Origin of the sequence: Elizabethkingia argenteiflava, assembly GCF_009904105.1 — a bacterium.
GTDB classification, from domain to species: domain Bacteria; phylum Bacteroidota; class Bacteroidia; order Flavobacteriales; family Weeksellaceae; genus Elizabethkingia; species Elizabethkingia argenteiflava.
On record NZ_JAAABJ010000616.1, the window covers coordinates 1 to 22,642 of the forward strand.

22 protein-coding genes and 1 pseudogene are annotated in these 22,642 nt (G+C 36.9%); 14 read left to right on the forward strand and 9 right to left on the reverse strand.

The genetic code is table 11. From position 1 onward, the window contains the following. Positions 1-255 precede the first annotated feature (255 nt). Positions 256-2,255, forward strand: a pseudogene (gene mobC / locus GNY06_RS10635) (conjugal transfer protein MobC). Positions 2,256-2,259: 4 nt separating this feature from the next. Here mobC and GNY06_RS10640 read toward each other — a convergent pair. Continuing rightward, positions 2,260-3,738: an aminotransferase-like domain-containing protein gene (locus tag GNY06_RS10640; protein ID WP_166520051.1), complete on the reverse strand. Its 1,479-nt coding sequence runs from the start codon at positions 3,736-3,738 to the stop codon at positions 2,260-2,262. 73 nt (positions 3,739-3,811) lie between these two features. On the opposite strand from GNY06_RS10640, the gene GNY06_RS10645 reads away from it, so the two are divergent. The 4 genes from GNY06_RS10645 to GNY06_RS10660 all read left to right on the forward strand — a co-directional run bounded on the left by GNY06_RS10645 (position 3,812) and on the right by GNY06_RS10660 (position 5,731). Further along, positions 3,812-4,276: a GNAT family N-acetyltransferase gene (locus tag GNY06_RS10645; RefSeq protein WP_166520052.1), complete on the forward strand. Its 465-nt coding sequence runs from the start codon at positions 3,812-3,814 to the stop codon at positions 4,274-4,276. Positions 4,277-4,378: 102 nt separating this feature from the next. Then, positions 4,379-4,888: a GNAT family N-acetyltransferase gene (locus GNY06_RS10650; RefSeq protein ID WP_166520053.1), complete on the forward strand. Its 510-nt coding sequence runs from the start codon at positions 4,379-4,381 to the stop codon at positions 4,886-4,888. A 14-nt stretch (positions 4,889-4,902) separates the two neighbouring features. Further along, a complete protein-coding gene (locus GNY06_RS10655) occupies positions 4,903-5,508 on the forward strand; it encodes an FMN-binding negative transcriptional regulator (protein ID WP_166520054.1) in 606 nt (201 codons plus the stop codon). Between the two features lie 4 nt (positions 5,509-5,512). Continuing rightward, positions 5,513-5,731, forward strand: a complete 219-nt coding sequence (locus GNY06_RS10660; RefSeq protein ID WP_317163788.1) for a GNAT family N-acetyltransferase — start codon at positions 5,513-5,515, stop codon at positions 5,729-5,731. Between the two features lie 57 nt (positions 5,732-5,788). Here the strand turns inward: GNY06_RS10660 and murI are convergent, their stop codons facing one another. The 4 genes from murI to GNY06_RS10680 form a co-directional block, all read right to left on the reverse strand. Beyond that, positions 5,789-6,622 carry a glutamate racemase gene (gene murI, locus GNY06_RS10665; RefSeq protein ID WP_166520055.1) on the reverse strand — a complete coding sequence of 278 codons (834 nt, stop codon included), beginning with the start codon at positions 6,620-6,622 and terminating at the stop codon, positions 5,789-5,791. A 156-nt stretch (positions 6,623-6,778) separates the two neighbouring features. Further along, positions 6,779-7,897 (reverse strand): radical SAM family heme chaperone HemW, encoded by a 1,119-nt coding sequence (gene hemW, locus GNY06_RS10670; RefSeq protein ID WP_166520056.1) that lies wholly within the window; start codon positions 7,895-7,897, stop codon positions 6,779-6,781. A gap of 16 nt (positions 7,898-7,913) precedes the next feature. Further along, positions 7,914-8,975 (reverse strand): RluA family pseudouridine synthase, encoded by a 1,062-nt coding sequence (locus GNY06_RS10675; RefSeq protein WP_166520057.1) that lies wholly within the window; start codon positions 8,973-8,975, stop codon positions 7,914-7,916. Beyond that, positions 8,975-9,997: a PASTA domain-containing protein gene (locus GNY06_RS10680; RefSeq protein WP_166520058.1), complete on the reverse strand. Its 1,023-nt coding sequence runs from the start codon at positions 9,995-9,997 to the stop codon at positions 8,975-8,977. The genes GNY06_RS10675 and GNY06_RS10680 overlap by 1 nt, the downstream gene beginning before the upstream one ends. 104 nt (positions 9,998-10,101) lie before the next feature. On the opposite strand from GNY06_RS10680, the gene GNY06_RS10685 reads away from it, so the two are divergent. Genes GNY06_RS10685 through GNY06_RS10695 form a run of 3 tightly spaced genes read left to right on the forward strand, consistent with a single transcriptional unit; the run spans position 10,102 to position 12,196 of the window. Continuing rightward, positions 10,102-11,085: a D-alanine--D-alanine ligase gene (locus GNY06_RS10685; RefSeq protein ID WP_166520059.1), complete on the forward strand. Its 984-nt coding sequence runs from the start codon at positions 10,102-10,104 to the stop codon at positions 11,083-11,085. Between the two features lie 4 nt (positions 11,086-11,089). Beyond that, the gene (gene coaD / locus GNY06_RS10690) at positions 11,090-11,548 is read left to right on the forward strand and encodes a pantetheine-phosphate adenylyltransferase (protein WP_166520060.1); all 459 of its coding nucleotides are present in this window, start codon (positions 11,090-11,092) and stop codon (positions 11,546-11,548) included. A gap of 6 nt (positions 11,549-11,554) precedes the next feature. After that, the gene (locus GNY06_RS10695) at positions 11,555-12,196 is read left to right on the forward strand and encodes a trimeric intracellular cation channel family protein (RefSeq protein WP_166520061.1); all 642 of its coding nucleotides are present in this window, start codon (positions 11,555-11,557) and stop codon (positions 12,194-12,196) included. Positions 12,197-12,248: 52 nt separating this feature from the next. Here GNY06_RS10695 and GNY06_RS10700 read toward each other — a convergent pair whose 3' ends face one another. Both GNY06_RS10700 and GNY06_RS10705 read right to left on the reverse strand, forming a co-directional pair. Continuing rightward, positions 12,249-12,815 carry a DUF2892 domain-containing protein gene (locus GNY06_RS10700; protein WP_166520062.1) on the reverse strand — a complete coding sequence of 189 codons (567 nt, stop codon included), beginning with the start codon at positions 12,813-12,815 and terminating at the stop codon, positions 12,249-12,251. Positions 12,816-12,881: 66 nt separating this feature from the next. Further along, positions 12,882-13,373: a dihydrofolate reductase gene (locus GNY06_RS10705; protein ID WP_166520063.1), complete on the reverse strand. Its 492-nt coding sequence runs from the start codon at positions 13,371-13,373 to the stop codon at positions 12,882-12,884. 79 nt (positions 13,374-13,452) lie between these two features. Between GNY06_RS10705 and GNY06_RS10710 the strand changes: the two genes are divergently transcribed. The 5 genes from GNY06_RS10710 to GNY06_RS10730 all read left to right on the forward strand — a co-directional run bounded on the left by GNY06_RS10710 (position 13,453) and on the right by GNY06_RS10730 (position 17,702). Continuing rightward, the gene (locus GNY06_RS10710) at positions 13,453-14,052 is read left to right on the forward strand and encodes a LemA family protein (RefSeq protein ID WP_166520064.1); all 600 of its coding nucleotides are present in this window, start codon (positions 13,453-13,455) and stop codon (positions 14,050-14,052) included. A gap of 11 nt (positions 14,053-14,063) precedes the next feature. After that, positions 14,064-14,495 carry a TPM domain-containing protein gene (locus tag GNY06_RS10715; protein ID WP_166520065.1) on the forward strand — a complete coding sequence of 144 codons (432 nt, stop codon included), beginning with the start codon at positions 14,064-14,066 and terminating at the stop codon, positions 14,493-14,495. Further along, positions 14,476-15,273 carry a TPM domain-containing protein gene (locus GNY06_RS10720; RefSeq protein ID WP_166520066.1) on the forward strand — a complete coding sequence of 266 codons (798 nt, stop codon included), beginning with the start codon at positions 14,476-14,478 and terminating at the stop codon, positions 15,271-15,273. Before GNY06_RS10715 ends, GNY06_RS10720 begins: the two co-directional genes overlap by 20 nt. A gap of 69 nt (positions 15,274-15,342) precedes the next feature. Further along, the gene (locus GNY06_RS10725) at positions 15,343-15,867 is read left to right on the forward strand and encodes an NAD(P)H-dependent oxidoreductase (protein WP_166520067.1); all 525 of its coding nucleotides are present in this window, start codon (positions 15,343-15,345) and stop codon (positions 15,865-15,867) included. Beyond that, complete coding sequence (locus tag GNY06_RS10730) at positions 15,864-17,702, forward strand: monovalent cation:proton antiporter-2 (CPA2) family protein (RefSeq protein ID WP_166520068.1); 1,839 nt, start codon at positions 15,864-15,866, stop codon at positions 17,700-17,702. The genes GNY06_RS10725 and GNY06_RS10730 overlap by 4 nt, the downstream gene beginning before the upstream one ends. On the opposite strand, the gene GNY06_RS10735 is transcribed toward GNY06_RS10730, so the two are convergent. After that, positions 17,699-18,502, reverse strand: coding sequence for a GIN domain-containing protein (locus tag GNY06_RS10735; RefSeq protein ID WP_166520069.1), 804 nt, complete (start codon positions 18,500-18,502; stop codon positions 17,699-17,701). The genes GNY06_RS10730 and GNY06_RS10735 overlap by 4 nt on opposite strands. Positions 18,503-18,566: 64 nt before the next feature. Between GNY06_RS10735 and GNY06_RS10740 the strand changes: the two genes are divergently transcribed. Further along, on the forward strand, positions 18,567-20,720 hold the full coding sequence (locus GNY06_RS10740) for a M3 family metallopeptidase (protein WP_166520070.1): 2,154 nt from the start codon (positions 18,567-18,569) through the stop codon (positions 20,718-20,720). A gap of 43 nt (positions 20,721-20,763) precedes the next feature. Here the strand turns inward: GNY06_RS10740 and GNY06_RS10745 are convergent, their stop codons facing one another. Continuing rightward, entirely contained in the window at positions 20,764-21,288 is a 525-nt protein-coding gene (locus tag GNY06_RS10745) for a hypothetical protein (RefSeq protein ID WP_166520071.1), read from the reverse strand. Positions 21,289-22,642 lie beyond the last annotated feature (1,354 nt).

The following is a 22,642-nucleotide window of genomic DNA, read 5'->3' on the forward strand; positions in this document are numbered from 1 at the left end:
ATTTGTTCGACTTCTTAACTACTGACAAGCACGAAGACGGTTTGATTGAAGCATTAGGCGGTTTATTGCCCGAAGCCCAAGGCGAAGATTACGAGGAACTGGACTTTGCCAATAAGATGAAGAAGAAGCGCAAACGCCAAAGGGAGCAGAAATAATATTTAGCCAAACACTGCCACAGAACGCCACTGGCTGCCACATTTTTAGAGCCACTCCATAGAGCCTTTAAATTCACGCCCGAACATTAAACTTAAACTAATGCAGGGAGAAGACGATTTAAGAGGGCTTGCCAAGATAATGGCTTTTATGCGGGCAGTCAGTATTCTTTTGGTGCTGATGCACCTTTATTGGTTCTGCTACGGTTTCTTTTTAGAACGTGGCTGGACGTTGGAAGTAATCAACAAGATATTAGGCAATTTCAACCGGACGGCGGGCTTGTTTTCACATACACTTTACACCAAAGTATTTGCTTTGGTTTTACTGGCTTTGAGCTGCTTAGGCACAAAGGGCGTAAAGAATGAGAAGATAACCTGGTCTAAAATTTACGTGGCTTCGGGCGTTGGCTTGGTGCTGTTCTTCCTGAATACGCCATTGCTGAAACTATCTCCGGCAACAGGCACATTCCTGTATATCCTTACTATTTCTTTAGGCTATATCGCTTTGCTGATGGCAGGCGTATGGATGACCCGTTTGCTGCGTACCAATTTGATGGACGACGTATTTAATAATGAGAACGAGAGCTTTCAGCAGGAAACCAAGCTGATGGAAAACGAGTATTCCTTCAATCTGCCCACCAAATTTTACTACAAAGGCAAATGGAACAACGGTTGGATAAATATTGTAAATCCTTTCAGGGCATCAATCGTTTTGGGTACTCCGGGTTCAGGAAAATCTTATGCTATCGTAAACAACTACATAAAACAGCAGATAGAGAAAGGCTTTAGTATGTACATCTACGATTTCAAGTTTGACGACCTTTCTACTATTGCCTACAATCATTTGCTGAAGCACAGGGATAAGTACACGGTACAACCGAAATTTTACGTGATAAATTTTGACGACCCACGCAAGAGCCACCGTTGCAATCCACTCAATCCTGATTTTATGACGGACATTTCAGATGCTTACGAAGCGGCATATACGATAATGCTAAACCTCAACAGGTCGTGGATACAGAAGCAAGGCGATTTCTTTGTGGAAAGCCCAATTATTCTTTTAGCTGCCGTTATTTGGTATCTAAAAATCTACGATGACGGCAAGTATTGTACGTTCCCACACGCCATTGAATTGCTGAACAAAAAGTATTCGGACGTGTTCACAATTTTAACCTCATACCCCGATTTGGAAAATTATTTGTCGCCCTTTATGGATGCGTGGTAAGGCGGAGCGCAAGACCAGTTACAAGGTCAGATAGCATCGGCAAAAATCCCTCTATCAAGAATGATTAGCCCGCAATTGTACTGGGTAATGACAGGCGATGATTTTACACTTGACATCAACAACCCGAAAGAGCCGAAAATCTTATGCGTGGGCAATAATCCCGACCGTCAAAATATCTATTCCACAGCTTTGGGTTTATACAATTCAAGGATTGTAAAACTGATTAATAAAAAGGGACACCTAAAAAGTTCCGTTATCATAGATGAGTTGCCCACGATTTATTTCAGGGGACTAGATAACCTTATCGCAACGGCGAGAAGTAACAAGGTAGCGGTATGTTTAGGCTTTCAGGATTTTTCGCAATTAACGAGGGATTACGGCGATAAAGAGAGCAAAGTAATACAAAATACCGTCGGCAATATATTCAGTGGTCAGGTGGTTGGCGAAACGGCAAAGAGCCTGTCAGAAAGCTTTGGTAAAGTGTTGCAGAAACGCCAAAGTATGACGATTAATCGCAACGATAAATCTACCTCTATCTCCACACAGTTAGACAGCCTTATCCCGGCTTCCAAAATCTCAACGCTTACACAGGGTATGTTTGTCGGTTCCGTATCGGATAACTTCGATGAACGAATTGAGCGGAAGATATTTCACGCGAAATTGTGGTAGATAATGAAAAGGTGGCGGCTGAAACCAAAGCCTATCAGCAGATACCGGAAATCCTTTCTTTTGTAAATGAGCAGGGCGAGGATAAGATGAAACAGGAAATTGAAATCAATTACAAACAGATAAAATCAGACATCCTGAATATTGTTGTAAGTGAGATGGAGCGCATTAATAATGACCCGACCTTGCGGCATTTGGTAAAACAGGAATAGGGTGTTATATCAGTCCTTTCAAAATATCAACACTTTTAGTCAAATCTTCTTTATTAGAAGAGGCAAAACCCAACCTAATGCCATTTGCGTTATAGGTGGGATATGTATGTAGTTTACCATCTGAAAAATATAGCCCTTTATTATATGCTTTTTGGGCTAAACTTTCAAGATTTATAGACTTCTCAAATTCAGTCCATACAGTCATACCTCCATCAGGGATAGAGAAATTTACAGCATTCCCTAATTCACTGTATAACAGATTACAAAAATGGTTTCGTCTTTCTTCATATATGGTCAAAGTTTTTCTAAGGTAACGCTGTACCGTTCCATCATTTAAGAGGTCTGCCATAGCATTATCCAAAACGTGGTCGCCTTGCCTATCAAGTAGTATTCTTACATTGGTCAAATGCTTAATTACATTTTCTGAAGCAGCTAAATACCCCATACGAAATGCAGGCGAAAAACTTTTACTAAAAGAGCCACAATAAATGACCATTCCGTTTTCGTCAGCACTTGCAAGAGGAAGTAAAGGACGATGGTTGTAATGGAAATCGAAATCATAATCATCTTCAAAAATGATAAAACCATATTCATTAGCCAACCGTAGTAACTCTAATCTTCGGTCGATACGAAGTGACACTGTTGTAGGGTAATGATGGTGAGGTGTGACATATACCATTCTAACCTTTTTTCGCTTACATATTTTCCTTAGTTCATCAACAATCAACCCATACTCATCTATCGGGATGCCAATATGTTCTGCCTTGGCGTGTACGAAATTATGTTCGGCACGTTGCCATCCGGGAATACCTGAGACAACAACATCTCCAGGATTGATGAGTGCAGTACAAACAAGGTTAATCCCCATCAAAGTACCACGAACTGATAAGACATTTTTGAAGGTAGTTTTTAGTCCTCTTGTTTCATTCAAGTAATGGGATATTGCTTCCTTATAAACTCCTGAACCATCAGGCGAACCGTAACTTCCAAATTTATAATATAGTCCGCTTCGAGTAAGTTGGTTACGGTATGCCCTGTATAACTCTTTAAGCGGGGCTAATTTAGGGTCTGGATAGCCATCATCCAAATGAAATTCTGCTGTGGGAACAAAGTATGAGTTAAATAAATACTGTTTTTCATTAAGCAAAAAGCCCGCAATTTTTTGAGCTTTAGTGATAGCTTCATTTTGAAGTTTTTTAGGTTCAAACTCCGGAATATGCGATGAAACGAAAGTGCCACGTCCAACAAAACTTTGAAGCCAGCCTTGCATCTGTAATTCTTCAAATGCTTTCGCCACAGTAATACGGTTAATCTTCAGTAAACTTGCGACATCTCTTGTTGATGGGAGTTTCTGACCTGTTGTGAGTTGTCCGCGTTTAATCAAAATCAGTATCTCGTCAGACAATTGCAGATAAATTGCTCTTTCGTTTTCCTGATTTAATTTTATACAGCTAAAGATGTTATTGATAATTGGACTATCCATTTTATTTAAATTGAACTGCAAATGTAATCCAATTTAAATTTAGATTTGCATCTTAAAGAAAAATAATCGCAGTATGAAAAATAACGAGATAACTATCCGAAAAGCCAATGAAGCAGATAGTGAAAAAGTTTGGTTGCTGATGAGAGATTTAGCAGTATTTGAAAATTATATTGATGCTTTTGCCATTACACCAGACATTGTAAAGGAAAGTGGTTTCCACAAAACCCTTCCAGATTTTCACTGCATTGTTGCAGATGACAATAATGATATAGCTGGAATGTTAGTGTATTATTTTCCTCCGTACACTGCTCAGAATAGACTTGCAATTTATATGAAAGAGCTTTATGTGAGTGATAAGTATAGAGGACAACAAATTGGAGAACAATTGATGAATGCTTTAAAGGAAGAAGCACAAATATATAACTGTGGAGTAATAAAATGGACTGTTGCCCCTTGGAATGAGGGCGGGAAAAAGTTTTATGAACGTTTGGGAGCAAAGGAAAATACAGAATGGATAAATTATGAATGGAGTGTCTAAAAGCAAATAACATCATATGAACTGAATAATCTTAATCATCGGACTGTAAGCTCTTCCCCATTAAAAACATATAACATCTGTAAACTACTAAATTAAGAATATATGGAAATAAGAAAAACAACGCTTAAAGACATCAAGCTGTTGCAAGACATTGGCAGAAAAACATTTTTTGAAACATTTTCTGAAAGTAATTCTGAAGAAAATATGAGAAAATATTTGGAGGATGGTTTTTCTATCGAAAAACTAACTGAAGAACTTAACAACAAACATTCGGAGTTTTACTTTGCCGTTATGGATGAAAAAGTTCTTGGTTACCTAAAACTAAACTTTGGAGCTTCGCAAACCGAACTGAAAGACAACAATAGCCTTGAAATAGAAAGAATTTATGTGTTGCAGGAATACCACGGCAAAAAGGTCGGACAGGTATTGTACGAAAAAGCAATTAAGGTAGCCTATGAAAAAGAAGCCATCTATGTATGGTTGGGTGTGTGGGAGGAAAACCGGAGGGCTATGCGTTTTTACGAGAAAAACGGATTTGTGGAATTTGACAAGCACATTTTCAAGTTGGGCGACGATGAACAGACCGATATAATGATGAAAAAGTTTTTGTAAAATATATTCTGTATATGTATATACCCAGCCATTTTCAGTTTCAGGATAATGCCGAGAAGATTGCTTTTATGAAACGATATAGCTTTGCTACTATTGTTACCGTTAAAGACAATCTTCCCATTGCAACCCACCTGCCGTTTTTTATAGACGACCTTTCGGACAAACTACTATTAAGTTCCCATTTTGCCAAAGCTAATGAACAGCATAAATACATTGAGGAAAATATATCATTGGTGATTTTTTCAGAGCCACATGCCTATATCTCACCCGCAAATTATGACAAGCGGGAAAGTGTGCCAACTTGGGATTACATTGCGGTTCATGCCTACGGTAAAGCAAAAATATTAGAAGACGAAACTGCAAAAGCTGCTGTATTGGAGCAGATGATACGTTTTTATGAAGAGGACTATTTGCAACAATGGGAAAGTCTTGATGATAAATTCAAAAAAGGAATGATGAAAGGCATTGTAGACTTTGAAATAGAAATAACCGATTTGCAAGGACAAAAAAAATTGAGCCAAAACAAAACAGAAACAGAAAAACATCGTATTGCACAAAATTTATCCAAAAGTAAAAATATAGAGGAAAGGGTCATTGCAGATTACATTAAAAAATTATAGACATATGAAGTTAAATATTCAACCTACGTTAGAAAATGAAATTGCAATCCTTTGCCCTTTGCAGGAAAAGGATTTTGAAGATTTATATGCAGCAGCATCCAACCCGAAAATATGGGAGCAGCATCCCAATAAAGACCGTTGGATAAGGGAAATATTCAAAACCTTCTTTGAGGGAGCCATATTAATCTTTTTCTCAAAAGAATTAAAAGAGAGGAATGAATGAATTCCTCCTTTTTCATTGTCCTTGCATAATAGTCCCCCTATCACTTACTCAAACTAACTACAAGGTTTTTAGTTCCAAAGTAATTTTATTTCCAAAAAAGTTTTTAGATATTTTCTCAAAATTCTGCGTAATATCGGATAAATAAAAATGGTAATAAGGATGAGAATGTTGGTGATTTAGTAATTGATATTTCTCTAACACCATCTGCAGCTGGTTGGCAACAATGTTAGGAGAATCGATGACCCTTACCCTATTTCCATAATATTGCCTTATTTCATCAATGAGCAAAGGATAATGGGTACACCCTAAGATAAGAGTCTCTATATTTTTAAGTTTGGGGTTACTCAGATAATTAGAAATAATAGCCTGAGTAATCGGATGGTTTTTAAAACCTTCCTCTATAGCAGGAACTAAAAGAGGAGTAGCCAGCTCATCTACCTTTATGTATTTATTATGCTTACGTATACTCTTACGGTAGAGCCCGGAACTCACCGTGGCCTTTGTTGCTATAACACCTACATTGGTATGAATTTCATAGGCTACTTTCTCAGTCACTGGATTAATAACATCTATAACAGGAACTCTTCCCGCCACTAATGCTAACACTTCCTTTAATGCATTAGCCGTAGCAGTATTACAAGCTATAACTATAGCCTTACAATTTTGTTGCAGTAAAAAATGGGTTATTTGCGTAGAATATTCCACAATGGCCTCTCTAGATTTATCCCCATATGGTAGATGTTTTGTATCTCCGAAATAAATCAAATTCTCATTAGGGAGCAAGCGCTTAATTTCTCTGGCTACTGTGAGCCCTCCCACTCCAGAATCAAATACTCCTATAGGTTGATGGCAAGACAATTCTTGTATATTCACTTTAATTAAATCTTTCATTGAAATAAGGCACGCAATTTACAAAAATCAGGAGTTTTTATAGGATATATGTCTTATTTATTCTGTTTAATTTTATTTCACACCATCAGGTCACTTTCCTTCTCTCTACGATAGGATCAATTAGAGTCTCTTCATTATTTATGGACAGATTAAAATTTAAATCAAAAATAAATCAGAAGCAATCCCATCTGCCAAAAACCAATATACCTGGGGAATCTTGAGGAATCCTTCTTCTTCTACCACCAATCCCTGGTCTTTTTTAGATGTCAAATGCTTATTAAATTCATCAAGCACATCTTCTTCAAAGGAAGATTTTAAAGCCTTTATATCGACGCCTCTCAGGGTGCGTAGTCCAATCATCACCCACTCGTTAAGTTGATCTTTTGGAGAGAGTTTCTCTTTTTCAAAATTCCTTCTATTTTCAGCGATGCCCTTTATATATAAAAAATTATTCGCTATATTCCAAGAACGTTCTCTCTTCCCGTTAAAGGAATGTGCCGAAGGTCCGAAGCCTATATAAGGCGCCGCATTCCAATAGGCAGAGTTATGTTTTGAATAAAAATCTTTTTTGGCAAAATTGGATATTTCGTAATGAATAAAATCATGCTCTTGTAAGAAGTGCGACATATAATGAAACTCACTATTCTGAATATCTTCATTTGGTGCTTTTACCAGCTTATCTTCTACCCATTTGTTGAGCGCTGTTTTAGGCTCTACAGTAAGCGCATAGGAAGAAATATGAGGCACACCTAATTCAACCGCTTTTTGAAGGTTTCTCTGCCATATAGAGAGAGAAGAAGAACCATATATGAGGTCGATACTCAGGTTATCAAAACCAAAATCCTGAGCTCTTTTAATAGCGTCTTCGGCTTGAATAACGGAATGTGCGCGGTTCATGAGCCTGAGGTCAGCCTCAAAAAAAGATTGCACCCCAATGCTCAACCTGTTGATGCCACTCTTAGATAAAGCTTTTAAAAAATCGGCATCCAGATCATCTGGATTGGTTTCCAGAGTAATTTCTATATCGGCATCAAAGTCATAATACTTTGCACTTGTCTCCAACAACCCACTTAATTCACGAACTTCTAACAGAGATGGCGTCCCTCCCCCAAAATAAAGGCTGGAAATGCTGCGCTTTTCCAATTCCTGATGTCTTAATTCTACTTCCTTCTTTATCGCATTAAGCATATCGTCTTTTCCTCGTAGGGAGGTGGAAAAATGGAAATTACAATAACTGCATTTCTGCTTGCAAAAAGGAATATGGAAATAAAGCATACTTTCTGTATCTAAGTTAGGCGTTATGGGATAAGTAGCTTCTCCATTTTTCTATGGCTGTAGTCATATCCTGTGGCATAGGACTCTCAAAATACATTTCTTGCTTAGTGGTAGGATGTATAAAACCTAAGGTGTGGGCGTGCAGTGCATGACGCGGCAATATATCGAAAATATTTTGCACAAATTTTTTATACTTAGGAAGATTAATTCCCCTTAATATGGTATGCCCTTCATAACGCTCATCATTAAACAGGGTATGTCCTATATGTTTAAAATGGGCTCTAATTTGGTGAGTTCTGCCTGTTTCCAGCTTACACTGCACCCATGTCATATAACGGAAACGCTCTAATACTTTATAGTGAGTTACGGCATGCTTCCCATGGCTGCCATCCTCGTATACTGCCATTTGCATCCTGTTTTTAAGATGCCTCCCTATATGTCCCTCTATCGTTCCCTCATTCTGCTCAACATTCCCCCATACGAATGCCCAATATAATCTTTTGGTTGTTCTTTCGAAAAATTGTTTTGCCAGAAAACTCAAGGCATATTCATTTTTAGCAATCACCAAAAGTCCAGAAGTATCCTTATCTATGCGATGTACCAATCCTACGCGATCCAAATCGGACTTCTCCCCATTTTGTTCAAAGTGATAGGCTAATGCATTTACCAATGTCCCACTCCAATTTCCAAAACCCGGGTGTACAACCATTCCTGGTTCTTTATCTACCACGATTAAGTCTTGGTCCTCATATACGATATGAATAGGTATATCTTCAGGTATAATCACATTCTCCCTAGGAGGATGTGTGAGTAGTACACTGATCTGATCCCCAGGCTTCACACGATAGTTTTGTTTTACCGCTTTACCATTTACGATAACATTACCGGCACGGCACGTCTGGGATATTTTATTCCGAGTAGAGTTCTGTCTAAATAACAGCAAGTATTTGTCGATACGCAGAGGTTCCTGTTTTTTATCGACAATTAAATTAAGATGTTCGTAAAGATCTTTACCCTCATCTGCTATTTCTATAGCATCTACATCTTCAAAAAGATCTTTATTTTCTTCTTCTGACATTATTCAATAATTACCTTTTTTTTAGGTTTTTCGGTTACCGGTTGTTTCTGTTCAGGTATTGCTGGCAGTTTTTTATCTGCTGGTTCTTTCTTCTCCACTGGTGGATTTACTACCTTGGGCTTCTCAACAGGTTGCACTCGCACAGGAACTGGTCCGGGGGCTACATCTTTATGATCATTGTCTCCAAAATCTATACTCTCAGGGTCTTTCGGCATCGAGTTATGGCGATAAATATTATCCAGTTCACTAATTTTATCATACATTTCTGCAGGTGTTTTCTTACTCGACCACAAATCAATCTGCACCCCTTGATCGGATATACTACCGGCTGCAGGGTTTTGATAAAATACAATCATTGAACCATCATAAGTAACCAGATCTTTTTCGTCATAAAACAATCCTTCCTCAAAATAATTGCTCTTAATAATCTCTTTGGCTTCCTGTAGTGTTCTTCCTACAAGATTAGGAACGCGTACGTTTCTCTTAGGTCCCTGACCAATGACCACATCTATACTAGAGGAGTGAGGAACCAAATCTCCGGGCTTCACTTGCCCTCCATTATACATTAAGCGGATCACAGCATCTTTAGCGATACTAGGCTCATAGAGGGTGTCGCCAACTTTCAGTCCTACTAGCGTAAGCTTATCAAACGCTCTATATTTATAGGAGTCTATCACATCAGGTATAGCAATTTTGGCCCAGGTTTTAGGATTCACATTCAGCCTGATCGGACTTCCTCCTTTTACACGAGACCCTGGTGTAGGAAACACCCTTAATACTTGGAAAGACTTATATTTGGGATCAAATCTAATGCTATCCACTTCATAGGTTAAGCCTGCGTCATCTAATATTTCAATAGCTTTTTGTACAGGCATATTGACCACATTAGGAACCTCTATTTCCTTTCCGTGATTGGTATGAAAATCTAACCATCGGAAAGTCAGCCAAACTAATCCAACGAAAACAGCGATGGCCAAAAGAATATTAAGCAATACTTTCCCATTGAAGAGTGACTTTAACATAAGCTAATTTCTTAAAAAATAGTAACGCAAATATATAAATTATTCAGTTAAAGTTTATCGCCTTTTTTTTTACTAAATTTGCCATTACACATACCTATATAAACATGGCAAAAAAAAACATAGCCGTAGTAATGGGAGGCTATTCAAATGAATATTTGGTCTCCTTGAAAAGCGGACAACTTATTTTTGACGAACTGGATAGAGAACTGTATAATGTTTATAAAATTCATATCTTAAGGGAAGGTTGGTTTTTAATAGGACAAGATGATAAAAGATTCTCCATTGATAAAAGCGATTTTTCTGTTCAGTTAGAAGGACAAAGATTAAAGTTTGATGTCTGCTTCAATATTATTCATGGTATACCCGGAGAAAACGGTTTACTCCAAGCTTACTGGGATACAATTGGACAGCGATATACAGGTTGTAATTTTTATCAAAGCGCCTTAACTTTTAATAAAAAAGATACCCTTGCCGTATTATCCAAATATGGAATCCCTGCTGCTAAGAGTATCTATATTCGAAAAGGACAAGCCTTCTGCGAAAAGGAGATTATCGATAGTCTGGGTCTACCTTTCTTTGTAAAACCTAATCAGTCAGGTTCTTCACTGGGTATATCCAAAGTAAAAACAGCCGCCGAACTCACCCACGCTCTCCAGCTAGCCTTCCAAGAAGATGATGAAGTATTGATTGAAAGTTTTCTGAATGGAACAGAAGTATCCGTAGGAGTAGTTGATTACAAAGGTAAAACTATTGTACTGGGCATCACAGAGATTATTTCTAAAAATGATTTTTTCGATTATGAAGCCAAATATGAGGGCGCTTCAGAAGAAATTACCCCTGCAAGACTAGATGAGGCTACAAAACAAAAAATAGAAGAAATTGCCATAAAGGCTTATGATTCATTAGGAATGAGTGGCTTCTCCAGAAGTGAGTATATTATTATGGATGGAGTACCCTATATGCTGGAGATGAATACCAACCCAGGATTCTCACCTGCCAGTATCTTACCCCAACAAGCAAAAATCTATGGGATTTCGATCAAAGACTTATGCGGAAACGAAGTTCAAAAAGCATTAGCAAGACCATAAAAACATGAAAACAGCTGTATTTCCAGGATCTTTTGATCCCATAACATTAGGACATTATGACATTATTGAAAGAGCTTCAGCACTTTTCGATAAACTGATTATTGCTATTGGATTAAATTCCCAAAAAAAATATATGTTCCCTTTAGAAAAGAGAATAGAGTTTCTTAAAAATTCCGTAGCCAACTTGCCCAATGTAGAAGTAGACTGTTTCGAAGGATTAACTATAGATTATTGTTTTAGAAAAAATGCACAATTTATTGTCCGAGGACTTCGCAATCCTTCTGATTTTGAATTTGAAAAAGCTATTGCCCATACGAATAGAACTTTAGCACACAAAAAGTTGGAAACCGTATTTTTATTAACCTCATCAGGTAAATCATTTATCAGCAGTAGCATCGTACGAGAAATCATCAATCACGGTGGAGAATACGAACTGTTGGTCCCCTCTGCGGTAAGAGTGTAACTCGCTATGGATTTTCATCAAAATCTTAATTTTATTATTGAAATGCTGGGGACGATCGCCTTTGCTATGTCAGGCTCTTTCGCGGCTATGCAAAAAAAATTCGATCCGTTTGGGGTGGTCATCATCGCTTTTATCACTTCGGTAGGAGGCGGCACCGTAAGGGATTTACTCTTGAATATTCACATCTTCTGGATGCACGATCTAACCACCTGCAGCATCATCTTCACCACCTCTATTTTTTCTATGATCTTTAAATCCTTAGAAAAAAACTTTCAGGTAACCCTTTTTATTTTTGACTCTTTCGGGCTGGGTCTCTTTACGATTATAGGTCTTCAAAAAGGGCTTAATGCCGATTTACACCCCATCATATGTGTAGTTTTAGGAACCATTACAGGTTGTTTTGGAGGGATTCTACGGGATGTTTTGCTTCATAAGGTCCCTTTAATATTTCGTAAAGAAATATATGCCACCGCCTGTATCATAGGAGGCACGAGTTTTCTATTACTCTCAAAATACACTGATCTTTCTAATGCTGTTACAAAAATTTTAACCATCTTACTTATCGTTATCATAAGAACTTTAGCTGTGAAATACCATTGGGAAATGCCCAAATTCTATATAGATAAAGAGAATTCTAAACTAAAATAAAAAAAATAAGTCACCCGAAATCGGGTGACTTATTTTTTTTATTTTAAAAGACTTAAAAATATTTTCCTCTCTGCCTCATATGAGGATTATGCATATGCTTTTGCATATTGGGCATTTTTAACTGCTCTTTCATCATTTTTATCTGCTCACCCATCATGTCGGCGCTATCTAGTCTTTTAGCATCTTCTATTAATATTTTTGCCTCCTGCTTTCTGCCTTTTTGCATGGCTGCCGCCGCTAAATTTAAGGTGGCTAATGCTCGGTCGTGCTTCATATTCAATCCATAGTCCAAAGCTTTTCTCATATAAGGCTCTAACTTTGTTGGGTTATCTTGAGCTGTAGTAAGCCCTAATAAATAGTGATAATAGCCATACTGACTTTTATGAAGCTGTCTCGTATAATTTTTAATAGACGTTAAGTACTGTGAAGATTTTACAAAATTTTGTTTCCTTAGATACCAAAACGCCAATAGAATATATTCATTTTTAAAAAACAAAAGAATGGGAAGCGCCGATAAAATAACCAATACAACCCCCCAACCTATATTTCTATTAATCATCAGATAACCCCCCGCAGCAATAAATAAAGCCGCTATCAAAAATTTTATATACTTATTCATTTTCTAAATTTTGAAGCACAAAGATAATAATTATAATAGGAAACATCGATTAGATAACCCTTTACCCTATTTTTTTATTCTCTCAAAAGTCTGGAAACAAAAACTAAAATTATTTTGCGCATCCTTGTCTACACATTCTTCCTGTACAATTTGCCATTGTTTTTGGTCTATCTCTGGAAAAAACACATCCGCATCAAAGATACCATCTACACGAGTAAGCTCTATCCTATCGGCGAACTCCATACATTGCTTATAAATATCACCCCCTCCAATCACAAATATTTTTTCATCTATCTTTTTAGCATGTTTTAGGGCTTCTTTTAAATTATTTACAATAAGAATACCTTCTTCAAACCAATTTTCATTTCGCGAAACTACAATATTGGTGCGGTTAGGTAAGGGCTTGCCTATAGAATGAAAAGTCTTGCGTCCCATGATAATAGGATATCCATTGGTTATTTGTTTAAAGTGCTTCAAATCTTTAGGCAGATACCAAAGCAGTTGATTACCTTTTCCTATTTCATTGTTCTTCCCTACGGCAGCTATTATTGTGATCATTATGAATATTTATCTTACAAATTTAAGATAAATATTGTATTTTTGATGAAAGCAAATTTTAAACATTAAAATATAAACTATGAAAAATAAAGGTTCTGTAAACGCGATTATATTTGCTGTTATTGTCGCCATCCTTGTTGGCTGGGGGGTTTCAAAATACAACAATTTGATATCCAAAGATCAGTATGTACAAAGCAAATGGTCGAATATTGAAACCGTATATCAAAAGAGGACCAACCTCATTCCTAATTTGGAACGGACGATAAGATCCTACTCGAAATTTGAAAAAGAAACCTTGACACAAGTTATTCAAGCACGCTCTAAAGCCACAGGTATTACCATAGATCCCACCAATTTAACAGAGGCTGATATGGCGAGATTTCAGTCTGCACAGGGAGAACTAACGGGTGCTCTAAGCCGACTAATGGCCGTTGCCGAATCCTACCCCAACCTGAAAGCAGACCAGCAATATCTAAACTTTCAGAGAGAATACACGGCCATAGAAAATAGTATTCGGATGGAAACAGTTAATTACAATAATGCAACCGTAGATTATAACACCTATAGAAATCACTTCCCAACTAGTGTGATAGCCAACTTTACCAACTTTAAAGAAAAGCCTTACTTTAAAGCCGATGCAGGCGCAAATAAAGCTCCTGAAGTTTTTAAAGACGAGTAATAGTAATAATTATGATCACCCATTTCTTAACTAATACACAAATGGCTTCCCTTGTGGAAGCCATTAGAAAAGCAGAAGAATTATCTTCCGGAGAAATACGCATTCACATCGACTCCCATTCCTCAGAAAATCTAGCCGCGAAGGCTATAGAGGTATTTTATCAATTAGAAATGCAGAAAACACAACATCGAAATGCCGTGTTGCTCTACATTAGTTTCGAACAAAAATATCTCACTATTATCGGTGACGAAGGCATCCATGAAAAAGTAAAACAAGATTTCTGGAATAGTCTCCACGATGAAATCACCCACAAGTTTGCACAAAAAAAATATTTCCAGGCATTACAGGACGCCGTATTTAAAATTGGAATAGAATTAAAAAAATATTTTCCGATAAGCGGAAAAAATAAAAACGAACTACCGAATGAGATTAGCACCTCGTAAATTGAAAATCTTTCTGAGCTATTTATGCATAGGTTTATACAGTTGGCTCTCGGCTCAGAATATTCCACCAAAACCCCATATACTTTACCCTGTTTATGATCAGGTAGGCCTACTTACTCCACAAGAAAAAGAGGTGCTCAATGATAAACTCATTAAATTTTCAGATTCCACTTCTACCGAAATAGAAGTAATTATTCTTCCCAATACCGGAGGAGAAGACATTAATTATCTCGCTGCCCAGTATGGAGAAAAGTGGAAAATTGGTCAAAAAGGGATTAACAATGGGATTGTTTTTCTCATCACAACAGAAGATCACCGTATGTCTATCCAACAGGGGCGGGCCGTAGAACAGTACCTAACCGCCTCTACCGCGGGTCAAATTCTAGATTATCTCGTCGCTCCTTTTTTTAAAGAAAAACAGTGGTATAAAGGTATAGACAGTGGAACCTCTGCTATAATGGAAGCAGTACAAGGTAAATTTAAAGCGCCTAAAAAGGATATCGACCCTAGTGAAGGTAATATTTATGCTTATTTTTTTCTTATTCTGATTGTCTTAATTATTCTGATTGCAATGGATAAAGGAGGAAGGAATGGAGGAAGTAGGCCAGATGATGATCAGGACACCTCTCTCTCCCGACGCGGCAGAAGCGTTTTCCCTAGGGGTATATTTTTCCCAGGCAGCAGTGGAGGATTCGGAGGAGGATCTTCAGGAGGTGGCTTTGGTGGCTTTGGTGGAGGCGGTTCTTTCGGTGGAGGCGGAGCGAGTGGAAGTTGGTAATTAAGAAGAAAAACTATATTTATTGTATTTCTATCCTCTTTTGACTACATTTATGATAAATACATAACATTGAACAAGACACTGGTTATTTTTGCTCATCCCTATTTTGAACATTCCAGGCTTAATGTCCAGCTCATTAAGGCTTACCAAAATATTGAACATATTACTTTTCGAGATCTTTATGAAGAATATCCGGATTTCAATATTGCCGCATTTCGAGAGCGAAAAAGACTGATGGTGTATGATACCCTTATCTTTCATTTTCCTATGATTTGGTTTGGAATGCCTCCTTTACTTAAGTTATGGATTGATGAAGTATTTGATATGAAATGGGTTTCCGAGCATATCGCTAGTCCTATAGATGGCAAAAAAGCATATATTGTGTTGACTACTGGGGGATCAAGCACTGCCTTCTCACCACAGGGAATTTATAAAATACCCGCAGAAGATTATATTAATACTCTGATACAGAGTTTACATATCAATAATATTTCGGTACAGCAGATTATTAGCATTTACAATGCGCATACTAGCACTGAGTCAGAAATAGACCATTATTATCAGAAAATCAAAAACTTGGTATTAAATTCGTGAACGAGCAACTTTTTACTACTACACTCATCTTTCTAGGGGCCGCTATTATTATGGTCCCCCTGGTAAGAAAATTGGGTTTTAGCTCTGTGATTGGTTACATTTTAGGGGGGATTATCATAGGTCCTTTTATTTTAAAGCTCACCGGAAAGGCTAATGATGTGATGCATGCTACCGAATTCGGAGTGGTAATGCTTTTATTTATCATAGGCTTGGAATTAGAACCTAAAAAATTCTGGGCTATGCGTCGCGGGATTTTGGGATTTGGAGGACTGCAAATGCTTGTAACTACAGCCATACTATACCTCGTTTTTTATAGCTGGATAGGGTGGCCTTATAAAATTGCCATTAGCTTAGCCTTATGCTTTTCCCTTTCTTCTACAGCTATTGTACTACAGATATTGAAAGAGAAAAATATTTTCAATACCGCCGCGGGAGAAGCTTCCTTTTCCATACTTTTACTGCAAGATATAGCTGTTATCCCTATACTGGCTTTTCTACCTTGGATTGCCCATCCCGACACAGAGCAAATTAATCATTCAGCCATGCTCATTAATATGCTTCCAAACTGGGTAAAGCCTTTTTCTATCTTTATCGGTGTAGGAGCGCTTATTATACTCGGCCGGTATATTTTTGTCCCCTTCCTTCGCTATGTTTCTTCCTCCGGAATGAATGAACTCCTCACAGCCACCTCCTTATTCTTGGTAGTAGGAGTTTCTCAACTCATGATCTTAGTAGGAATATCACCTGCATTGGGTGCATTTTTGGCCGGTGTAATGCTGGCAAATTCAGAGTTTAAACACGAACTGGAAACCAATATCGATCCTTTTCGGGGCTTATTACTAGCGGTTTTTTTTGTAAGCGTAGGTTCCTCTATTAATTTCAATATTATCAAAGACAATCCTTTACTTATCTTTTCGCTCACGTCCATCATCTTAATCACTAAATTTACTATTCTCTTGGGCCTCGGAAAAATTTTTAAGCTGAGCAATGAACAGAACTTTCTAGTGGCCTTTTCTCTTTCCCAAATCGGCGAATTTGCCTTTGTACTTTTATCCTTTGCTACTAAACTCTATCTTATTAATGATGAACTCAATTCCCAAATGATGGCGGTAGTGGCTATTAGCATGTGCGTTACCCCTATTTTGTTACTGATTAATGAAAAACTAATAGAACCCCATTGGAATATAAAAGTGGGCAATGACCTTCCCCGTGCAAAAGAAATGACCAGTGATCATAAAATCATTATCATCGGCTATGGACATTTTGGAAGTACCGTAGGGCGACTCTTAAAGGTGAATGGATTTCAAGCTACTATTTTAGACCACGATTCCGACAGAATCAGAATGTTGAGAGAAAATGGTTTACATGCTTTCTACGGTGATGCTACCCGCGTGGATCTCCTCAGGGGAGCAGGTGCTGAAAAAGCAGAGATCTTGGTTCTATGCCTTGACAGCCCCGAAGACAATTATAAAATCATCCAAATAGCGCGTAAATATTTTCCTCATCTTAAAATATTCGTTAGAGCCCGCAACCGCCTTGATACCTATGATTTTCTGAATAAGGGTGTGGAAAATATTTACCGTGAAACCTTAGGCACTGCAGTCAGTATGGGGGTAGACATTCTACAAGCTGCTGGTATGCGTCGCTATACAGCGCGTAGAATAGGACACCGCTTTGAAAATATAGATAAGCTATCTACCCGCCGTTTAGCTAAAGAGAAACTAAAAGAAAAACCCACCTTCACCATTAAAGAGGCTCTTGAGAGAGAAGCCGAACTTTTAAAGGATGATAACATCTCTTTTGACGACCAAAACTGGATCAATCTCGAAAATTAAAGAATACTAATACTTCCTCCACTTTTTTGTTTCTGCAAAATAGAAGGATTACCTTTTTTGTAGAATGTAATATGCCCAATGGAAGAAGCTTGCCCTACCGCACGTTCAGAAACCAATATTGAAATACTTCCACTACTGGAAGCTGCTACATTTGCGATTTCTGTATGAACTTCCTCAGCCTTGATCCTACCAGAAGAGGAAACTTGTCCATTAAAATCTTTTGTCCTCCCCGTAATGAAAATATACCCTGAAGAAGCTGCCTTCGCATTAACGTATAAAGCTTGTATTTTACCTTTATAAGCACCACTGCTCCTCGAATTTAAATCCATATGCTTGGCCTCGAAATCTCCCTCTATTATCCCACTACTACTAGTGGTAATGCTTATTTTATTTTGCTTGAATCTATCTTTAACTTTTATACGCGCTGATGAAGATGCACTAATACTATTAAAATCCCTCGCATAGATTTTAACATCAATATTTGATTTAGATATTTGCAAATTGGTCCCTGTTTTGAAGTGAATATGGAGATTTCCTGCACTATTTTCTACCGATATATACTCCTGTATATCAGATGGAGCGTAGACGACAACTTTCTCACTGTCTGAGCGAAGGATTTCTGCTTTAATACCTGAACTCACCTCCACAGAGCTAAAATCACCAGGATAGACCTTCTTCGTAATCGGACCTGTTCCTTTAAGCTGAGTAAAAGCGCTTAACTTTCCCTTTATGGATTTAATATCTATACACGAGGATAGTAATATTAAAAGGCCAAGTAAATACATGTTTGTTTTTTTCATAATTTATAAATTTAATTTGGAAATATGTAACTTTAGCCACTATTAACCATTAGACGATTTAAACATGAAAAAAGTTACAGCCCTGATGATAATGTCCATAGGAACTCTCACTACGGGGCAAACTAAACAACACAAAACTATGATTGACAAAACTTCAAATGTGACTCAGACTCTTGTGAATGAACAGAATCCTCTCTTAAGCAAAAGTAGTTTACAGTATCAAGCTCCTGAGTTTGATAAGATTAAAAATGAACACTTTGAGCCCGCCTTCAAATATGGCCTTGAAAAGCAATTGCAAGAAATAGAAAAGATCACCCATAACCCTGCTGCTGCGACCTTTCAAAATACAATCCTAGCATTAGAGAAAAGTGGGCGGGATTTAAACAGAGCCCTATTAATTTTTTCTAATCTTAATAGCGCCAATACCAATCCTACACTACAAAAGCTGGACAAAAAATACGCCCCTATTTTCGCCGGCCATAATGATCATATTTACCTCAATACACAGCTTTATAATCGGGTAAAAAAAGTATATGAACAACGCCATCATCTGAATTTGGATCCTGAGAGTTTACGCTTAATTGAAATCTATAAACAAAAATTTGAAATAGCGGGGGCCAATCTTTCCGACCCTCAAAAGGATGAACTCAAAAAAATTAACGAACAACTGGCGAGCCTATCTTCCACTTTTAACAATAAACTCTTGGCCGCCAGAAAGGCTGGTGCTTTAATTTTATCCGATATTAAAGAACTAGAAGGTCTCTCTCCAGATGAAATTGCAGCAGCAGCACAGGATGCCAAAAGAGCAGGCTATGAAGGGCATTATCTATTAGCACTCCAGAACACCACACAGCAATCCTTACTACAAAATATAAAAAACAGAACGACCAGAGAGAAATTATTTAAAGCCTCTTGGACTAGAGCTGAAAAAGGAGATCAAAACGACACCCGAGCTAGCCTAGAAGAGATTGCTAGCCTAAGGTTGAAAAAAGCTCAATTATTGGGTAAGAAAAGCTATTCGGAATGGGCGCTTCAAGATCAGATGGCGAAAACCCCGCAAGCAGCTATGGAGCTTCTAGCAAAATTAGCGGCCCCTGCCGTAAAGAAAGCCCGAGAAGAAGCTAAGGAAATACAACAACTAATAGATCAACAAAAAGGAGGCTTTCAGCTAGAACCCTGGGACTGGGGTTTCTATGCGGAACAGGTCAGAAAATCCAAATATGACCTTGATGAGAAACAAATAAAACCCTATTTCGAAGTAAGAACTGTATTGGAAAAAGGAGTCTTCTATGCAGCTGAAAAACTCTATGGTTTAACATTTAAAGAGAGAAAAGACCTCCCCGTCTATCACCCGGATGTAGTCGCCTACGAAGTATTTGATAGAAATGGACAATCCATTGCTCTTTATTATCTGGATTTCTATACCCGCGATAACAAAAATGGGGGCGCATGGATGAGTAATTTTGTAGAGCAATCTCATATTTTAGGACAAAAGCCTGTTATTTTGAATGTGTTCAATTATCAGAAACCCGCTCCTGAAAAACCTTCACTTATCAGCTACGATGACGTCACCACTATGTTTCACGAATTTGGACATAGCCTCCATGGGATATTTGCTGATCAACAATATGCCACCTTATCGGGAACCAATGTCCCTCGAGACTTTGTTGAATTTCCTTCTCAAATTAATGAAAATTGGGCATTAGATCCTACTATACTCAAAAATTATGCAGTTCACTACCAAACAAAACAGGCTATACCTGAGGAATTGATTGTAAAACTGAAAAAATCTAAAACTTTTAATGAAGGCTATGCTGTTACAGAATTATTAGCTGCAGCCACCTTGGATATGGCCTGGCATAGTATCACTTCGAAGAGCCAGTTAAAAGCTAGCAATGAGTTTGAAAATGAAGTTTTAAAAAAATATGGACTCTTGGTGAAGGAAGTTCCCACCCGATATCATTCTCCCTATTTTTTACACATTTGGAGCAACGGCTACGCATCGGGTTATTACGCCTACCTGTGGTCTGAAATGTTAGACTTCAATGCCTATCAGTGGATTGAAAAAAATGGAGGGCTTACACCTGAAAACGGAGAACGTTTTCGAAAATATATACTCTCTGTAGGAAATAGCGTTGACCTGAACAAAGCTTTCAAAACATTTAATGAATATGAACCGAGCATCCAACCTCTTTTAGAAGGTAGAGGATTGAAATAAAATCTAGAAGAAGCTTTCGAATATTCGAAAGCTTTTTTTAAAGCTACTTTAGCGTTTTAAAATCGGATTCCTTAAGATGGTAGAATTTCATCACTGCACTATAGTCTTTATAATCTATAACACCTGGTCTGGCTCCAATATTACCCGGTACGATAACTGCTCTGAATACCTGATTTTTCAAATAAGTAACTACGTAGCTTTGAGGATTATCTTTATTAAAAGTTCCTCCTACATAAAAATTAACCCCTTTAACGTCAAATGAAAAATCAAAGTCAATCTCAACATAGCGATCTCCCTCAGGACGATAGACATAAAAGGTTCTGGGTAATAGTTGCCAAACATCTCTGCCATTTAAAGTATTTTCCAATCTATAGACAATCACATTATCTCCTTTTCTTATATTATACTTAAAAGGTTCATAGATCTTATAAGCATTGGATTTAGAGAAAGAAACCGATATCTCTGTAGATAAGGCAGTCTCCCTCCCGTCCACTAGGGTAGTATCATTTCTATTACAAGAAATACTTGCCAAGAAAACAAATACAAAGGACAAAGTATAGTTTTTCATGCTCACATACTTAAAGTTTAACTTTAATAAACAAGTTACGTACCATATTCATTAAAATTTCGTAATATATATATATTATAAAATATTTTTTATAATAATTAACAAAATACAAAGCAATAATAATATTATTATTGCTTTATATTTTATAATTTTTTAATTTATAATTAACTGAAAATAAATTCATATCGACTCTCCTAAAAACAATAAGTTCATATTTACAGTGCTCGATTTTTTTATAAACTCTATTGTTACTGAATATTTTATTTTGCTTTAAAGAAGCTTCATGGGTAGACCAAGTATCCAATCCAAAATAAGAATATAAACCTTTTTTCTAATCTCTTTCTTCTGAAAATTTATATTGATTGCTCTAAAACAATTTTAATCTGAAAATAATTAACTAAAGTTAATGTTTATTATATTAAATTTAAGTAAATTTGAGAGATATAAATTTAATTTTTATATTATTTTGTTTTTTTGGATGCACTTGGTTACAAGAGACAACATTGGACTAGTTGTCTCTTGTTTTTATTGTAAAATAAAGAAAACCTTTATAATCTATACTAAAGCCCCGCAGGTGACTGTTCTCATTTTATTCCATCTAGTATGATTTTTATTCCTTCTTCGCAACATTCATTTCTAAGAACCATATAAGAATACCTCATAATAACAATTTTCAAAACATTTATTGAATACACGAGATATTTGTAAAGTGAATTTTTTTATCAATACAGACTATAATAAAATATCTTATATTTATTGTGAGAGGTACCTATCAAAGTATTCACGGATGTAAGAGGATCAAACCAAAAACACCGTGAATCCAAACAGCAACAAACAACAATATGGGGAGCTAGAACATGTTGAAAATAATGTTCATAGCAATATAATAAGCAGAATATTTTAAAGTAAATCTTAACTTCATTCTCTATGCATTAAGACGACTGAAAATAAGCCATCAGAAAAAACACTAATCTATCCTAGATTAAGTTCTGAATTCAAAGCATAATTATATTCATACGAATTCATCCCTAAAAAGGCTTATTTTATATGGATGAAAATATTTTTTATCGACGAATACGGATCTGGAGGCTATAATATATAAAGAATGACATAGAATATAGCCCACATTTGAAGTAAATATGAATCCATGTTATATGCTTGGATCACTGAAATAGATCCTCTTATAATTTCCGAAAATACAGTAATTGTAAAGGATGCTAAAATAGTCTCTGAGTATAAGCTATCCTGTAAAACATCTTTAAAACAAAAAAACCTTTGCATATGTATGCAAAGGTTTCTTAAAAATAAAAACTGGCGGCGACCTACTCTCCCGCTTGCGCAGTACCATCGGCGC

Coding starts and splice junctions, on each gene's coding strand:
- GNY06_RS10680 (WP_166520058.1), bottom strand. CDS start 9,997: ATGTTAAAGTCACTCTTCAATGGGAAAGTATTGCTTAATATTCTTTTG.
- GNY06_RS10720 (WP_166520066.1), top strand. CDS start 14,476: ATGAGATTAGCACCTCGTAAATTGAAAATCTTTCTGAGCTATTTATGC.
- GNY06_RS10735 (WP_166520069.1), bottom strand. CDS start 18,502: ATGAAAAAAACAAACATGTATTTACTTGGCCTTTTAATATTACTATCC.
- hemW (WP_166520056.1), bottom strand. CDS start 7,897: ATGCTTTATTTCCATATTCCTTTTTGCAAGCAGAAATGCAGTTATTGT.
- GNY06_RS10645 (WP_166520052.1), top strand. CDS start 3,812: ATGAAAAATAACGAGATAACTATCCGAAAAGCCAATGAAGCAGATAGT.
- GNY06_RS10705 (WP_166520063.1), bottom strand. CDS start 13,373: ATGATCACAATAATAGCTGCCGTAGGGAAGAACAATGAAATAGGAAAA.
- GNY06_RS10655 (WP_166520054.1), top strand. CDS start 4,903: ATGTATATACCCAGCCATTTTCAGTTTCAGGATAATGCCGAGAAGATT.
- GNY06_RS10640 (WP_166520051.1), bottom strand. CDS start 3,738: ATGGATAGTCCAATTATCAATAACATCTTTAGCTGTATAAAATTAAAT.
- GNY06_RS10695 (WP_166520061.1), top strand. CDS start 11,555: ATGGATTTTCATCAAAATCTTAATTTTATTATTGAAATGCTGGGGACG.
- coaD (WP_166520060.1), top strand. CDS start 11,090: ATGAAAACAGCTGTATTTCCAGGATCTTTTGATCCCATAACATTAGGA.
- GNY06_RS10675 (WP_166520057.1), bottom strand. CDS start 8,975: ATGTCAGAAGAAGAAAATAAAGATCTTTTTGAAGATGTAGATGCTATA.
- GNY06_RS10660 (WP_317163788.1), top strand. CDS start 5,513: ATGAAGTTAAATATTCAACCTACGTTAGAAAATGAAATTGCAATCCTT.
- GNY06_RS10650 (WP_166520053.1), top strand. CDS start 4,379: ATGGAAATAAGAAAAACAACGCTTAAAGACATCAAGCTGTTGCAAGAC.
- GNY06_RS10710 (WP_166520064.1), top strand. CDS start 13,453: ATGAAAAATAAAGGTTCTGTAAACGCGATTATATTTGCTGTTATTGTC.
- murI (WP_166520055.1), bottom strand. CDS start 6,622: ATGAAAGATTTAATTAAAGTGAATATACAAGAATTGTCTTGCCATCAA.
- GNY06_RS10715 (WP_166520065.1), top strand. CDS start 14,064: ATGATCACCCATTTCTTAACTAATACACAAATGGCTTCCCTTGTGGAA.
- GNY06_RS10740 (WP_166520070.1), top strand. CDS start 18,567: ATGAAAAAAGTTACAGCCCTGATGATAATGTCCATAGGAACTCTCACT.
- GNY06_RS10700 (WP_166520062.1), bottom strand. CDS start 12,815: ATGAATAAGTATATAAAATTTTTGATAGCGGCTTTATTTATTGCTGCG.
- GNY06_RS10685 (WP_166520059.1), top strand. CDS start 10,102: ATGGCAAAAAAAAACATAGCCGTAGTAATGGGAGGCTATTCAAATGAA.
- GNY06_RS10745 (WP_166520071.1), bottom strand. CDS start 21,288: ATGAAAAACTATACTTTGTCCTTTGTATTTGTTTTCTTGGCAAGTATT.